Raw genomic sequence first — 13,166 nt, forward strand, 5'->3', positions numbered from 1 at the left:
TCATTGAATCCCGAGCGGAAGCTGCGACCCGCGCTTGAGCAAGGCTTCGAGGCTCTCGGTCGTAATCCGGGTGCTTTTGCCGATCTTGACGGCCTCAATCTCACCCTCGGCAATCAGCTGATAGAGCTTGGTGCGCCCAACCGATAAGGCATCAGCGGCCTCATCGACTGTCAGGCACAAGGGGCGAAGCGGCTGCGCCGCCGCTTCGCCGCCCGGTCGCGCGCTCCGGGGCTTTCGGCGGTTCATGGCTTGGTTGTTCGTGCCGCGCGGGCTTTCGCAAACCCCTTATCGGCATCCAGAAATGCCTTGAGCATGGCCGGCGCCAATTCCGTGACCGACGCGGCAACGCCATATGTCTCGGCATAAATCGCTGCATACTCATCAAGCAGCGCCGCCAGTTCGGGCAGGACGGCGATTGTCAGTTTGACCGACGTGCGATCCGGAAGGCGGCCGAGCTTCAACTCCGCCATTCTCAGTCTCCCCGCCAGGGCTTCAGGACAAGATCCTGATGGACCAGCAAGCGCACCGGAGCGCCCGGCCTGACCGTGATGGTCGGCTGGACGTTGAGATTGCGCGAGGTGAGTTGATCGCCGGCGCGCGACACATTCTGCTCGGCCGATTGCCGCAGCGCATCGACAAGATCGCCGCGGCCACTGAACTGCAGCTCCGCGCCAACCCCGAGCATCGTCGACAGCACGACACCTTTGAGCAGGGACCATGTGTGATAGTCCACTTTGTCGGCGAGGCCCGCGTAGCCCGAAGGATCACTGGCAGGCGCGTTGTCGATCTGTATCGAACTGCCATCGGGCAAGATGATGCGCTGCCATATAACCAGCGCCCTACTCTGCCCGAATGCCACAACAGAGTCGTACTTGCCGATCAAGCGCGCCCCTTGCGGAATGAGCAGGATCGTGCCGGTGGCGCTGTCGAACACGCGCTGGGTCACCTGCGCCGTCACCATGCCTGGAAGGTCCGATCGCAACCCGGTGATAAGACTCGCCGCAATCACACTGCCCGCCGATAACGTATAGGGTGATGGCGCGGCGGTAACGCGGCCTGGGTTCACATCGGCGCTCTTCACGGCATTCGCGGCGAAGTCGTTCTTGCGCCCTTGGCCGTTTGGGTCGTTCGCGGGATCGAGCGCCAGCTTGGCCGGCCCCTCGGACGGCGTGGCGCTGGTCGGCGTCGGGACGGCTGCCAACGCCGTAGCAGGGCGACTGGCGGTCTGAACCAGCAGACCAGACGCCCGGGCCGTCGCCAACTCCTGCGCGCGGCGTTGGCGCGCTTCGGCGGCAATCTGCGCCTTGTCGACGCCCGGCGTAGCCATGGGCGTGGGTGGCAACGCCGCGAGCTGGCGCTGGCGGTCGAGGATCGGCCGGCCGAGATCGCCGGGCAGCGGCGGCCCCAATTTCGGTGCGTCGCCGTAGCTGGTCGGCAGGCTACTCAACGTGTCGGACGGCGCCTTGATGGCGGGCGCCTGATCGTCGGGATTGGCCGCGAGCCTCAGCGCATGCGGCTCAAGCGCGAACCACGATGTCACCACGACGCCGCCCGCCGCGATCGCGGCGAGCGAGACGATCACGCCCCGCTTGAACCGGATCGCTCGCGCCGGACGCGCACGCAGTACCAGAGTTTCTGGGTCGACCTTGGGCGGCGGGGCCGGAATTTCCTCGATCGTGGGTTCGTCGCTCATGAAGCCCTCCCGCGACGCGAGGCACCGCGAGCGATCCGCACCACCTGCTGACGCTTGGTGCCCAGCCGCATTTCAGCGACGTCGAACAGGCGATCGACGATGTAGTAGCGCCCGCGCAGCCGAAAATTGACTAGCTCAGCGGCTCCCTTGTCGCCGGTGACGAACAACGGCGGCGCATCGGTCGAGCCAAGACCGGCAGGCAGCTCGATATAGGTCTGCTTGCCGTCATCGAACGCCCGCAGCGGTTTCCACGCCACCTGGTCGCCGGTGATTGTGTAGTTGAAGTGCAGTTGATCGACGTCGAGTGCGGAGGCGACCGGTGTTGCCGCGGCGGCTGCATCAGCCGCGCGTTTCAGCGCCAGCATCGTATCCTGCGGGTAGGTCCACGAGATCGCGGACATGGCCGGCCCCGCCGAACTCGTCAGCGTGAGGTGGTACGTGCGCCGGTCGGTCGTGATGAGGAATTCTGGGCGAAAGCCGACGATCACCTGACGCGCGCCGTCACGATCGAGAAGTCGATCTCCGCCCCCGTCAACTTCATCGTCCACGACCTTGCCGATGTGAATGAGCAACTCCGTCACGGCCGCCCCTTCTTCGTCGACATCGCCCGCGACGGGATCGCGCTCTATGAACTGGAAGGCAGCGAGTTTGAGCAGCCTCGCCCTCTCACCCGCGCTAAACGGCAAGCAGAGGCTCAACGATATTTCGACGAGTGGTTCACTAGCGCTGCAAACTTCAGGATGTCGGCCGACTTTATGGTGGAGAAGGGAGCGCCGAAGGAAGCAGCTTTCATGCAGCATCAGGCGACGGAGCGCTTCTATCACTGCGTCCTGCTGGTCCTGACACTGTACAGCCCCAAGTCGCACAAGCTGAACTTCTTGCGCTCACAGGCCGAGAGCCATGATGCTCGACTTATCCCGGTCTGGCCGCGCGACACCAAGTTTGGTCAACGGTGTTTCGAACTGCTGCGTCGTGCGTATGTCGATGCACGCTACTCGCCGCACTACAAGATCACCGCAGAGGAACTGGCCTGGGTCGGGGAACGCCTCGACGTCCTCCAAGCGCTTGTCAGGGAGATCTGCGAGGAGCGTCTGGCGTTAGGTTGAGCGCCGACCCGCAAACAAGTTCTGCACATCAACTCTCTAATCGGCGTCTCATGTCCATAATCGGGCCGTTTACCGACTAGCAGCTCTTGGTAAGGAATCGCGAAAAGCTGCCGCCCGGCATTAGACTCTCGACTGTTAATCGAGCGGCGGAAGCAGATCCAGCCGGCCACTTCGCCAAGCGCCTCAAGCGGCCGCACGATACAATGGCGGCCGACGGTGTCCTCGAAATTAAAAGCAGTGCGACGGGCCTAACAGCCTCACAATAACGAAGCCTTCGAATTATGCGCTGCCGGTTTCGCAAAACGAGGTAGCCGCTAGACGCGCTCAACAATGCGCCCAAAATAGCGCTCTATTGCCCGAGCGCCGCTAGAATCAACGGCTGAAGCGCCTGCTCTATCGGCACCGATTTGGTATCGCCCTCACCCACAGCGATCCGTGTTGCGATCAGCCCGTAATAGCCGTGCTTCCGATCAATCCACGGGAGCCAGCCGAACGCACCGGGCGCGGAGTTGACCTTCGCATCCGCACAGGTTGAGTCCCACGCGCTCTGTGGGCATTCGTTCCAGGATCCGGTCGCATATTGCCAATCCATCGATCCCACGCTCGACGGAATATAACCCCGCGCCAGGCCGACCGTTCGCGGCGCGAGAAAACCGTCCATATCCGAAATGAAGCCGCCCGCGAGGAACGCCTTAAGCAACTTGGCATAATCGTGCGCGCTCGATACCGCGCCGCCGGCCGCCCAGGTGTTGGCGTTCGCAGCATAAGTAGCGGTGCATGACTTGCCGGAGAGATGGAGCGCTGCGCTCAGCGAGGATTCGACGAACCGCGTGCAGTTCATCCCGAGCGGCGTGGTGACGTATTGAGCGAACAGGGCATCGAAGCTTTGGCCGCTGGTCGCTTCGGCAAGCGCTGCCGCGATCTGGATATGCTCGGGTCCGTAAGAAAAGGTGGTCCCCGGGTCGGTATCAAGACCCTTGTTGTAGATTGCCTGAGCACAATTTTGCAGCGTGTAGAGCGGGTTGTTCACACAGCTGACGTCAGTCGGCTTGGCGTTGAAACCGGAGGTGAGCGACAGGAGATATTGGAGCGTAACGGCGCTTCTTTTGTCGGCCGGGTCGCTCGTCCAGTAGGTCAGCCCAGGATAGGCATGGTCGCCCAGCGACACCTTTCCGGCTTCGACCATGCGCATCAACAGCGTGCCCGTCAGCCATTTTGACGCCGAGGCGATGGGATAGGCTTGATCCGAATTGAAATTGCCTTTGGTGATTTCGTGGATCGTGCCGTCCTTGGTGCCGATGATCAGTGCTCCATTGACGATAGCCGAGTTCTGAAAAGCGGCGTCAACGGCGCTAAAGTCCGGCGTGGCGGCGACCACCGGCGCAGCCTGCAGAGAGGCAGGAGCGAGCGTTGTCGCCGAACTCGGAACCGGCTCCGGGGCGTAGACCACGACGATCGGTGCCGAGGCGGCCCCGCCTGACGCCGCCGCATGGGCTGCCACGATTGCAAGAGTGCCGGCAGCGAACGCGGTGCCGGTAGCGTACCAAGCCTTCCTTTTCATCGACTTCTCCTCTCATGTCCTCGCGATGCGCGATCTTGGTTGCGTCACCGCCAATGCGGCTCCTGTTGATGTTGTGTTTTCCCTCCGCGCCGTTACCAGTGGAACCGCGCTTCAATGCCGATCACGCGCGGCGTGCTGTAACGGTTGATGGTGGTGTCGCGGGCGACGCGGTAGATTTGGTCAAACACGTTGTCGGCGAACAGCGATACCGTGACCGGCCCCTTTTCGATGCCCAGCCGCAGGTTCAGCAGGTCGAAGTCGTCGAGCTTGACCGAATTGACCTTGAGCTCCTGTACCCCGCCGAACTGGACCGAATAGAGCAGGTTGGCGACGATCGTGGTGCCGGCGATGAATCCATGCCGGAAATTGACGTTCACCGATGCGAGCCAATCAGGCACCTGCGGCAAGCGGAAGTCCTTGAACTTGCCGCTGGTGACCTTGCCGCCCTGCCACGATGCGCTCAGCGCGAAGCGGAACTGGCCGTTGGCGACCGGCAGAACGTTGCTCAGTTCCGCCTCCACGCCATAGGATCGCGCGTCGCCGGCGTTGGTTAGGAAAGAGGTCGCGGCGACCGGGCAGGCCGGATTGGTGACCGCGCAGCCATTATCGGTCTGGGCGATCAGATTCGAGAGGTCGGTATAATAGCCGGCCGCCGCGAAATAGAGGCCCTTGGCCGGAGCGCCGCGGATGCCGATCTCATAGCTGGTCGAATTCTCATTGCCATAGGCCGCCTGGATCGGTGTCGGCTGGCGCGGGTCGCCCAGATTGGTGTTGAAACCGCCGGCGCGATAGCTCGATCCGATCTTGGCATAAGTCAGAACCCCGCCGCCCAGCTTGTACGACAACGTGGCGTTGTACGAGACATTGTCCGGCTTGATCCGCACATCGACCACTCGCGCCGCGCCGCCGAGCGGCACACCGGTGCCGAGATCGAACAGCCGGGCAGACAATGCCCGGTCATCCTTGGTGTAACGGACTTCGCCGGTGACGTTCAGCGTGTCGGTCAAATCGTAACCGAGCGATCCATAGGCGGCGTAGCTCTTGTAATCGAGGCTCGCCGGAGCGCGCGTGCCGATCGACGGATTGGTGGGCGTGACGGTGCGCGTGGTCGACACCTGATAGTCGCTTTTCAGGATCAGCACGTCGCCACCGACCAGCCAAGTCAGCCGGTCGCCAAGCGCCTTGCCGGTCAGATGCAGGTCCTGGTTGAAGCTCTTGGTCGTGTCGATGACATGGGACGCTGCACCGGTATCGATATTGACGACGATGTCGCCACGCGCTCGCGCCGCGGCCAGATCGGCGGCGTCGATCCCGTCATTGTCCAAGTCATATTGCGAATTGCGGACGCGGTAGCTTGTCGTCGAACTCAGCGTCGCGCCGCCCAGATCGAGTGTCGCCAGCGCCTGATAGGTATCGACGTCCTGCGTCGCCCGTGGGCGGGTATTCCATGTGTAGCGAAATTTGTCCTGAACGAAGCCGCCCGGGAAGCCCGGCGTTCCGCGCGCGATCGCGATCTGATAGAATACGTCAGGCGTCGTCAGGTCCTGGGTCTCGGCGAGCAGAACGAGATCGAGTGGCCCGGTCTTGAACCGGATCTGGCCGCGCACGCCATATCCCTTTTGCCGGTCGAAATAGACGTCGTTGTCGGGGTTGTAGAAAAATCCCTTGTCCTGGCTGATGCCGTCACCGCTGACCCGGATCGCAATATCGTCGGTCAGCTTCAGGTTGACCGCGCCCTGAGCTTGCTTGCCCTCGGTCTCGAAATCGTAGCGCAGGTTGACGAAGCCGCTATTCTCGAACTCGGGCCGTGCCGAGATAATGTTGATGGCGCCGCCCACGGCGTTGCGGCCGTAGAGCGCGCCTTGCGTGCCGCGCAGCACTTCGACCCGCCCAATGTCGAGCAAGTCGAGTCGCGTGTAGTTGCGTCCGCCGATCCCGCCGCCGCCGATATAGGCGCCGTCCCGATACAGCCCGACGGAGGGATCGCCGTTGGTGGCACGCGCGGTCGACGAGGCGCGGATCGAGATTTCCGACGTGATCGTCGAATTGAGATTATTGAACCGCACGCTGGGCTGATCGGCGAGCAGTTCGCGCACATCGGTGGCGCCGCCGCGATCGTTCAGGCTCGTCGCATCTATGACTGACACCGCGGTCGGAATGTCCGATAATTTCTCGTCACGCCGCCGCGCGGTGACGACGATATCGCCCTGGCTTTCGCTCGCAGACGGAGACGCCGTCGCGGCCTCCTGCGCGACCGCCATCTGCGGCGCTGCCGCCATCGCGGCCAGGCCAGACGACAACAATAGAACTGCCCGCACCTTCATCCCATCCTCCCATCCGAACTGCGCCGAATTATCGATAATTCTAGGCGCAGAGATAGGGGGGCTGTCAATGGAAATGCTGTAGGGGTGCGTATTTTGGAGCTTGGGCGAGATAGCGGAAGAGAAAATATCCCCTACTATCAGCCCATTACTTCGGAGATTAGTTGCTTGCAGCCTTGGATCGCGCGCGCGGCCAGTGGCGCGCTGACGCAACGGGCATCGTCTTCCGCGACATGGTGGAACCGATGTGCGCCAAAGATACCGGCGACCTTCGGGTAGCCTGCGGCCAGGATATTGGTCAGTTCCCCCGCCGATCCCTGCCCGGTCGGATAGGCCATTTCGAGCCCCGACTGTCCGGCGAAGGCGCGCCGTGCCGGTTCCACGAGCGCCGGGCTCGTCATCAGAAAGCGTTGGGTATCCGCGCTCGGTAATGGCAACATCAGCCCGCCGCCCAGTTCCTGCCAGTCGCGCGCCGCGACATTGGCACCCAGGTGCAACCAGAAGGCAGTGGCAGCGGGCGGTGGCGCCGCGTCATCGAGCGACTTCTCGGCGCCCAGATACTCATATTCATGGCCGCTGTTACACAGCACCGCGATGTCATGATCCTTGAGCGCTCGCGGCGCCCAGCGCGCCAATGCCAGCCAGACGGCCAGGCCTGATCCGCGCTCGCCGGCACAGGTGAACCAGCCCGACCGCGGCGTCGACAGTACGATCCAGCGGCCCTTGCTGCGGTCGACCTTCCCGATCAGATTATAGGCCGGCCGCCGGCCGCCCTGCCCGAGGACATGCAAGGTCGCCTGCTCGCCCTTGGCTGCCGCGATCAGGAATGGCGCTGCCTTGTCGGGCGCGAGCACCGCCACGGGTTTGTCGAACATCGATTTGTTGCCATCGGCATTGAGCGCTATTGCCTTGCGCGTGGGACCGTTGGTGATCAGCACCGCCGCGACCGCCCCACCGGCAAGCGCGACGCGAACCGTGTCGGCGATCGGCTTGGCCAGCGCGGTCGACCAGCGGTTATAAGGCAGGTCGATCAACGCGATTGCGCCCGCCAGCTTGTCGGTCTCACCCGCCACCGGATCGACGCGCACCAGCCGTCCGGTGACGCCATCCCGGCCGGTCGGCACCACGATCGCCTGCGGCATGACCGGCGCCGTCGTGCTACCCGTAGAAATCTCCGCCCGCTCAATGTCGAAGAATGGCGCTTCGAATGCCTGGCGCTCGGTCCTGTAGCCTGATCGAGCCAATTCGCTGTCGAGCCATGCCCCGCATGCGGCGTCGCCAGGCCCACCCGACGCCTTCACGCCGAAGCCGATATAGCGTTCGAGGTCGGCTGCTACGCTGCCAGCGTCCGTCGCATCTTGAGCGCCCATCGCGGCGGCCGCCCCCGAACTCATCAACAGGCCGGATACTGCAAGCACCTCACGCCGATTGGCTCCCGTCATTTCTTTTGCTCCTTGTGCGCCGCCGTGGCGTCGCTCGTGCGCGCGACGCGGCAAGATACTCCTCCAGTGGCTCGGCGAAGCGCTCCTGCAGGTACCCAAGCAATGCTCTCGCTGCGCTGTCGGCGGCGTCGGGTTCGCGCGCGACGATATGGCGGCACAGGATTTCGTAGAGCTCCGCCGAGCGGATTCCCGCCTCGATACTGAAAAAATCAGCCGAAATGACTCGATGCTGCCAACTGGCGAAGACAGCGATGCGATTGAGCACATCGGTCGCCAAGTGGCCGCCGCACCGCCGCGCGATGAATGCGCCGACGCGATTCGACGACGCGAGATGTTCGAACGTGTTCTTGGTGCGATGGACCAGCGCCTTGTAGCCCTCCAGTCGCACCATCAGTTCCTTGCTGTCGGCGTCCGACATGGCGAGCGCGGCAAGTCGGCAGACGACGCCGAAATTGGCTTTCCACAGCTCGAATATTTCGGTCACCGCGTGCCGGTCGACCTCGATCACATGCGCGCCGCGCCACGGCACCACCTGGATCAATCCGATATGCGCGACATGACGGAACGCCTCGCGCACCGGAGCGTGGCTGACGCCAAACCGCTGCGCGATTTCGCGTTCGCGGATCCACGATCCCGGCTCGATACGCCATTCCACGATGTCCGCGATCAAGGCATCGGCGATCACACGATCTTGGGTCGGCGCATCGGGTTCGGGTTGCGACATGGTTTCCGTCATAGTGTGGCTATACTAGCGTGGAACTTCGCGGCTAGCGCGGCAAGCCCCTGATGTGCCATATTATCGATAATAATTGCTGGAGAGTCGATGATGCGCTGGACGCTTGCCCTTACCGCCGCGATCACCCTGCCCGTTGCGGCCCACGCGAAAGTGACACCGGCGCAATGTGCTGAAGCTATCGCTTATTCGGACGCTCACCATGGCCGCTCCGTGCTGGTGCTCGATTCGGGCAAGCCGGTATGCGAGCAATACACATCCAGTGACGCGGCGACCGCCAACGAATTATGGTCGGGAACCAAGAGCTTTGTCGGGATCATGGCCGCCGCCGCGGTGCAGGACAAATTGCTGACTCTCGACGAGCGTGCCGCCGACACCATCACCGAATGGAGGAGCGACCCCCGCAAATCGACCATCACGCTCCGGCAATTGCTGTCGATGGCGAGCGGTCAGGCCGGCACGATTGGCAGGCCACCGACCTATGCGGATGCGGTCGCCGCACCGCTATCGGCCGATCCCGGCACGAAGTTCCAATACGGTCCGACGCCGATGCAGATATTCGGCGAGATCATGCGCCGTAAGCTGGCCGCCAAAGGCGTGGATCCAAACCCGCTCACCTATCTGAAGCGCCGTGTGCTCGACCCGATCGGTATGACGATCGGCAGTTGGCGAAGCGGCCCCGACGGCAATCCGCTGATGCCGCAAGGGGCGGTCCTGACCGCGCGTGAGTGGGCGAAGGTCGGCGAATTCGTCCGCGCCGGCGGAAAGACCGGCGGCAAGCAGATCGTCGACCCGGCTACCCTCGCCGCGCTTTTCGAGCCAAGCGCGCTCAATCCGACTTACGGTCTGACCTGGTGGCTGCCGCATCCCAGTGCCAGCCCCGATCCGGTTACCGCGTCGACCGACATCGGACGGCGGGCCGCCGAGTTGCCCAAGGATCTGGTGGTCGCGGCGGGCGCCGGCGACCAGCGTCTCTACGTCATTCCGTCGCTGGGGCTGACCATCGTGCGACAGGCGAAACTCGATATAGTGGCAGCGATGCGCGGTGAGAAATCGGGCTGGTCGGATGCCGATTTCCTCGAGCGGTTGCTGGGACCCGGCAGTCGCTGACCGAGCTATCTTCGCATGGCTTCCGAGACATCTAGTCAGATACGGCTGGCGCCGGGCCTTGCTCCTCGGCGGCACCGATGGGCAACCAGAAGCTGGCGACAAAGCCGCCCGTGGCGCGATTGGCGAACACGATTTCCCCGCCCTGCCCGGTTACCAGGGCACGGACGATCGCCAGACCAAGCCCGGCGCCACCGGTTGTGCGATCGCGAGACGGGTCGAGCCTTCTGAACGGCTGGCCCAGCTGGCTGATCTGGTCGGGAGCGACGCCGGGGCCATCGTCTTCCACGTCCACCCGCCAGCGTTCGCCTTCCTTGCGCAAGCTCAGCATGACCGAATCGGCGTGACGCAGGGCATTATCGATCAGATTGTCGAGGATCCGGCGCACCGCGACCGGCGTCGCCACGATCGGAGCGGCGTCGACCGCCGCTGAAAACGACACACGTCTGCCGATCTCGCAATGAATTTCGGTCACACGTCGCAGTTCGCCTGCCAGGTCGATGGCACGCGAAATTTCCGCAGCGTTAGCTTCGGCCCGCGCGAGCAGCAACGTATCGTCGAGCAGGGCTGCCATCTCGTCGAGATCGCGCGCAGCGCGGGCACGTTGCCCCCGGTCGTCGATGAATTCGCTGCGTAGCCGCACACGAGTGATATAGGTTCGCATATCGTGAGCGATCGCTGCCAGCACACGCGTGCGCTCGGCCATCAGTTCGGCAATCCTTCCCTTCATCTCGTTATAGGCTTCGGCCAGATCGCGCAGTTCGCGCGAACCCGATACCGCGAGGTCGGGCGAATCCGGTTCTCCTCGAAAGGTGCGGATATCCCGGGCCAGCCGGGCCAGTGGCTGTGTGGTCGCGCGCACCGCAAGCGCCAGCGCGACGAGTGCGACGAGCCCCCCGAAGCCGAGCAGCGCGGCGCGCTGACGTAACAGCGTTCGAACCGGCTCGGACGGCTGGCTCTCGATCGTCAGCATCGACGGACGGTCACCGGCTAGCGCGATATGCAGCGCCAACGGATCGCCGCTCCACCATCCCGGCCAAGGGTTGATCAGCGTGATCGCAGGCAGCCGCGCGACTTGCCCAGTCACGGATAAGCGCCGCCCTGGCATGGCAAGGCTGTAAATACGCCCGATGTCCATGCCCTGCACGCTTTCCACCGTCGGCGGCAAGGGTCCATCATCCACCGCCGCGTGGTAGAGCGCCCCGTCGAACGCTGCGACGGTTGCTGCACGCCGGGCGGGTGGTGCGGCTTCGATCAGCTCGACCATCGCCCGTATCTGGATGCCGTCAGGCAAGCCAAGACTTCCGCCCTGTTGAGGTCGCCCGGACAGACTGGCGAGCGCGAACACGGCAAACTGCATCAAGACGAATCCTGCGACGAGAACGAGGGTGATCCGAAAGGCCAGCGTGCCGCGCTGCACCGCTACCCCCGTTCGACCGTGGCGGCGAGGCAATAGCCACCGCCGCGGATCGTCTTGACGATGCCGTCCCCCGCCAGATGCGCGGCCAGCTTGCGTCGCAGCTTGCCCACCTGCACGTCGATTGCGCGGTCGAAGGGGTGGGCATCGCGTCCGCGCGTCCAGTCAAGCAACTGATCGCGCGACAATACCCGGCGCGGATGGCGAATGAACGCCACCAACAGATCGAACTCGCCGCCGGTCAGGTCCACCTCCCTTGCGTCGGGGTCGGTCAGCGTGCGCGTCGCGAGATCGATCGTAAAGCCGGCAAAGTGCCAGCGCTCCGCCGCCGGGACGGGCACGACGCGGTGCTGGTCGCGCGTGCGACGCAGGATCGCGCGCACCCGGGCGACCAGTTCGCGAGGGTTGAACGGTTTGGCAAGATAGTCGTCCGCACCGATCTCCAGCCCGACGATACGATCGACATCATCGCCGCGCGCTGTGACCATCAGCACCGGCACCTCGCCCTCGGCTCTCAATCGGCGACAGATCGACAGCCCGTCCTCGCCCGGCAGCATCAGGTCGAGCACCGCCATATCGATGCGCCGCCGCGCGCGCAGTCGGTCGAACGCCTCGCCAGTCGGGCACAGTTCAGCCTCGAACCCCTCGCGGCGCAACAGGCCGGCGACCAGCGGTCCGATCTCGGGATCGTCTTCTATCACCGCGATGACGGTCTCGCTGTCCATATGCATCTACCATGCGCGGACGTCCGCTACGGCAGCAAGCAACGCAGTGCGTGCGCTTACATTTCTTCACATTTGGTCATGGCCCGCACGCACGCGGCTTACCTCTACTGTCCAGATTGCACGACGTCGGACAGCCCCCGTTCGGCGCAGACATACGGAGTAGATCATGAACAAGCTTATCACCGCCCTCGTCGCTGGCGCCACGCTCGTCGCGGGCATTGCTGCCATCCCTGCTGAGGCGCAGCGCCGCGGCGGCTCGATCTCGGTCCAGGGTTCGGCCGGCCGGGGCGGCACGCTCTCGCGCAGCGTCAATCGCCAGCCGGGCAGCAGCACGGTCACGCGCGGCATCCAGACCAATTCGGGCCGTGGCGCGACGACGACGCGCGGCGGCAGCTGGGCCAACGGCACCTATAGCGGCGGCAAGACGACCACGCTGAACAACGGCACGGCGTTCGGCCGCTCTACGACCGCAACCGCCAACGGCAACGGCTCGGGCAGTTTCTCGTCGACCGTCACTGGCCCTGGCGGCCAGTCGGGAACCGTTTCGGGCACCGTGACCAAGACCCCCCAATAAGGTCGCCCGATCTCGGACTCGGCGGCAGCAAGTGCCCTCTATCGCAGCCGCCGGGTCCGTTTTTTCTTTCAAGTGGTGAGTGAGATGAAAAAGTATCCTCTTTTTGTCGCCGCCGTCATGCTGGCCGCACCCGCCTTGGCGCAGGACGTCATGGCCGCAGACGCCAATCACGACGGTAAAATCACGCGGGCCGAATTCGCCGCGGCACGGCTCGCCAACTTCAACCGGCTCGATCGCAACGGAGACGGAGTCGTCAGTCAGGCCGATACCCCCACGATCGCTCGTCTCCGGCCCCAGATCCAGGCTTCCTTCCAGCAGTTTATCGCCATGGCGGACCTCAATCATGATGGCCAGGTGACCCGCGACGAACTGGCCAACGCCCCGATGCCGGTGTTCGATCGCGCCGACGTCAATCATGACGGCGTGATCGACGCCAGCGAGATGCCGGCGTTCCGCGCCGCGCTCGCCCAGATGCGGGGGCAGTGAG

13 protein-coding genes and 1 pseudogene are annotated in these 13,166 nt (G+C 63.9%); 4 read left to right on the top strand and 10 right to left on the bottom strand.

All coding sequences use genetic code 11. The features are described 5' to 3' along the window. From J0J06_RS07195 to J0J06_RS07210, 4 genes and pseudogenes are all read right to left on the bottom strand, one after another. Positions 1–246: a helix-turn-helix domain-containing protein gene (locus J0J06_RS07195; RefSeq protein WP_294040625.1), complete on the bottom strand. Its 246-nt coding sequence runs from the start codon at positions 244–246 to the stop codon at positions 1–3. After that, positions 243–470 (bottom strand): DUF2274 domain-containing protein, encoded by a 228-nt coding sequence (locus J0J06_RS07200; protein ID WP_294040626.1) that lies wholly within the window; start codon positions 468–470, stop codon positions 243–245. Before J0J06_RS07200 ends, J0J06_RS07195 begins: the two co-directional genes overlap by 4 nt. A gap of 2 nt (positions 471–472) precedes the next feature. Beyond that, positions 473–1,693: a TrbI/VirB10 family protein gene (locus tag J0J06_RS07205; RefSeq protein ID WP_294040627.1), complete on the bottom strand. Its 1,221-nt coding sequence runs from the start codon at positions 1,691–1,693 to the stop codon at positions 473–475. Further along, a pseudogene (locus tag J0J06_RS07210) lies at positions 1,690–2,154 on the bottom strand (TrbG/VirB9 family P-type conjugative transfer protein); the annotation flags it as partial. The gene J0J06_RS07205 and the pseudogene J0J06_RS07210, both read right to left, overlap by 4 nt. 99 nt (positions 2,155–2,253) lie before the next feature. Here J0J06_RS07210 and J0J06_RS07215 point away from each other — a divergent pair. Then, positions 2,254–2,799 carry a HEPN domain-containing protein gene (locus J0J06_RS07215; protein WP_294040628.1) on the top strand — a complete coding sequence of 182 codons (546 nt, stop codon included), beginning with the start codon at positions 2,254–2,256 and terminating at the stop codon, positions 2,797–2,799. Positions 2,800–3,148: 349 nt separating this feature from the next. Here the strand turns inward: J0J06_RS07215 and J0J06_RS07220 are convergent, their stop codons facing one another. The 4 genes from J0J06_RS07220 to J0J06_RS07235 form a co-directional block, all read right to left on the bottom strand. Further along, the gene (locus J0J06_RS07220) at positions 3,149–4,360 is read right to left on the bottom strand and encodes a serine hydrolase (RefSeq protein WP_294040629.1); all 1,212 of its coding nucleotides are present in this window, start codon (positions 4,358–4,360) and stop codon (positions 3,149–3,151) included. A gap of 92 nt (positions 4,361–4,452) precedes the next feature. Continuing rightward, entirely contained in the window at positions 4,453–6,684 is a 2,232-nt protein-coding gene (locus J0J06_RS07225) for a TonB-dependent receptor (RefSeq protein ID WP_294040630.1), read from the bottom strand. 137 nt (positions 6,685–6,821) lie between these two features. Continuing rightward, positions 6,822–8,123: a hypothetical protein gene (locus J0J06_RS07230; protein ID WP_294040631.1), complete on the bottom strand. Its 1,302-nt coding sequence runs from the start codon at positions 8,121–8,123 to the stop codon at positions 6,822–6,824. Beyond that, a complete protein-coding gene (locus J0J06_RS07235; RefSeq protein WP_294040632.1) occupies positions 8,101–8,859 on the bottom strand; it encodes a GntR family transcriptional regulator in 759 nt (252 codons plus the stop codon). Before J0J06_RS07235 ends, J0J06_RS07230 begins: the two co-directional genes overlap by 23 nt. Positions 8,860–8,946: 87 nt before the next feature. On the opposite strand from J0J06_RS07235, the gene J0J06_RS07240 reads away from it, so the two are divergent. Continuing rightward, on the top strand, positions 8,947–9,966 hold the full coding sequence (locus J0J06_RS07240) for a serine hydrolase (RefSeq protein WP_294040633.1): 1,020 nt from the start codon (positions 8,947–8,949) through the stop codon (positions 9,964–9,966). 31 nt (positions 9,967–9,997) lie between these two features. Here the strand turns inward: J0J06_RS07240 and J0J06_RS07245 are convergent, their stop codons facing one another. Together J0J06_RS07245 and J0J06_RS07250 are read right to left on the bottom strand one after the other, a co-directional pair. Next, complete coding sequence (locus J0J06_RS07245; protein WP_294040634.1) at positions 9,998–11,383, bottom strand: ATP-binding protein; 1,386 nt, start codon at positions 11,381–11,383, stop codon at positions 9,998–10,000. A 2-nt stretch (positions 11,384–11,385) separates the two neighbouring features. After that, entirely contained in the window at positions 11,386–12,105 is a 720-nt protein-coding gene (locus J0J06_RS07250; RefSeq protein ID WP_294040635.1) for a response regulator, read from the bottom strand. A gap of 166 nt (positions 12,106–12,271) precedes the next feature. On the opposite strand from J0J06_RS07250, the gene J0J06_RS07255 reads away from it, so the two are divergent. Together J0J06_RS07255 and J0J06_RS07260 are read left to right on the top strand one after the other, a co-directional pair. Continuing rightward, a complete protein-coding gene (locus J0J06_RS07255; protein WP_294040636.1) occupies positions 12,272–12,679 on the top strand; it encodes a hypothetical protein in 408 nt (135 codons plus the stop codon). Between the two features lie 117 nt (positions 12,680–12,796). Continuing rightward, positions 12,797–13,165, top strand: a complete 369-nt coding sequence (locus J0J06_RS07260; protein WP_294040637.1) for an EF-hand domain-containing protein — start codon at positions 12,797–12,799, stop codon at positions 13,163–13,165. The last annotated feature ends 1 nt before the right edge of the window (position 13,166 follow it).

It is taken from the genome of Sphingomonas sp., from assembly GCF_017304615.1.
Taxonomy (GTDB): Bacteria; Pseudomonadota; Alphaproteobacteria; order Sphingomonadales; family Sphingomonadaceae; genus Sphingomonas.

Coding starts and splice junctions, on each gene's coding strand:
- J0J06_RS07235 (WP_294040632.1), bottom strand. CDS start 8,859: ATGACGGAAACCATGTCGCAACCCGAACCCGATGCGCCGACCCAAGAT.
- J0J06_RS07205 (WP_294040627.1), bottom strand. CDS start 1,693: ATGAGCGACGAACCCACGATCGAGGAAATTCCGGCCCCGCCGCCCAAG.
- J0J06_RS07255 (WP_294040636.1), top strand. CDS start 12,272: ATGAACAAGCTTATCACCGCCCTCGTCGCTGGCGCCACGCTCGTCGCG.
- J0J06_RS07240 (WP_294040633.1), top strand. CDS start 8,947: ATGATGCGCTGGACGCTTGCCCTTACCGCCGCGATCACCCTGCCCGTT.
- J0J06_RS07250 (WP_294040635.1), bottom strand. CDS start 12,105: ATGGACAGCGAGACCGTCATCGCGGTGATAGAAGACGATCCCGAGATC.
- J0J06_RS07220 (WP_294040629.1), bottom strand. CDS start 4,360: ATGAAAAGGAAGGCTTGGTACGCTACCGGCACCGCGTTCGCTGCCGGC.
- J0J06_RS07260 (WP_294040637.1), top strand. CDS start 12,797: ATGCTGGCCGCACCCGCCTTGGCGCAGGACGTCATGGCCGCAGACGCC.
- J0J06_RS07195 (WP_294040625.1), bottom strand. CDS start 246: ATGAACCGCCGAAAGCCCCGGAGCGCGCGACCGGGCGGCGAAGCGGCG.
- J0J06_RS07230 (WP_294040631.1), bottom strand. CDS start 8,123: ATGACGGGAGCCAATCGGCGTGAGGTGCTTGCAGTATCCGGCCTGTTG.
- J0J06_RS07200 (WP_294040626.1), bottom strand. CDS start 470: ATGGCGGAGTTGAAGCTCGGCCGCCTTCCGGATCGCACGTCGGTCAAA.
- J0J06_RS07225 (WP_294040630.1), bottom strand. CDS start 6,684: ATGAAGGTGCGGGCAGTTCTATTGTTGTCGTCTGGCCTGGCCGCGATG.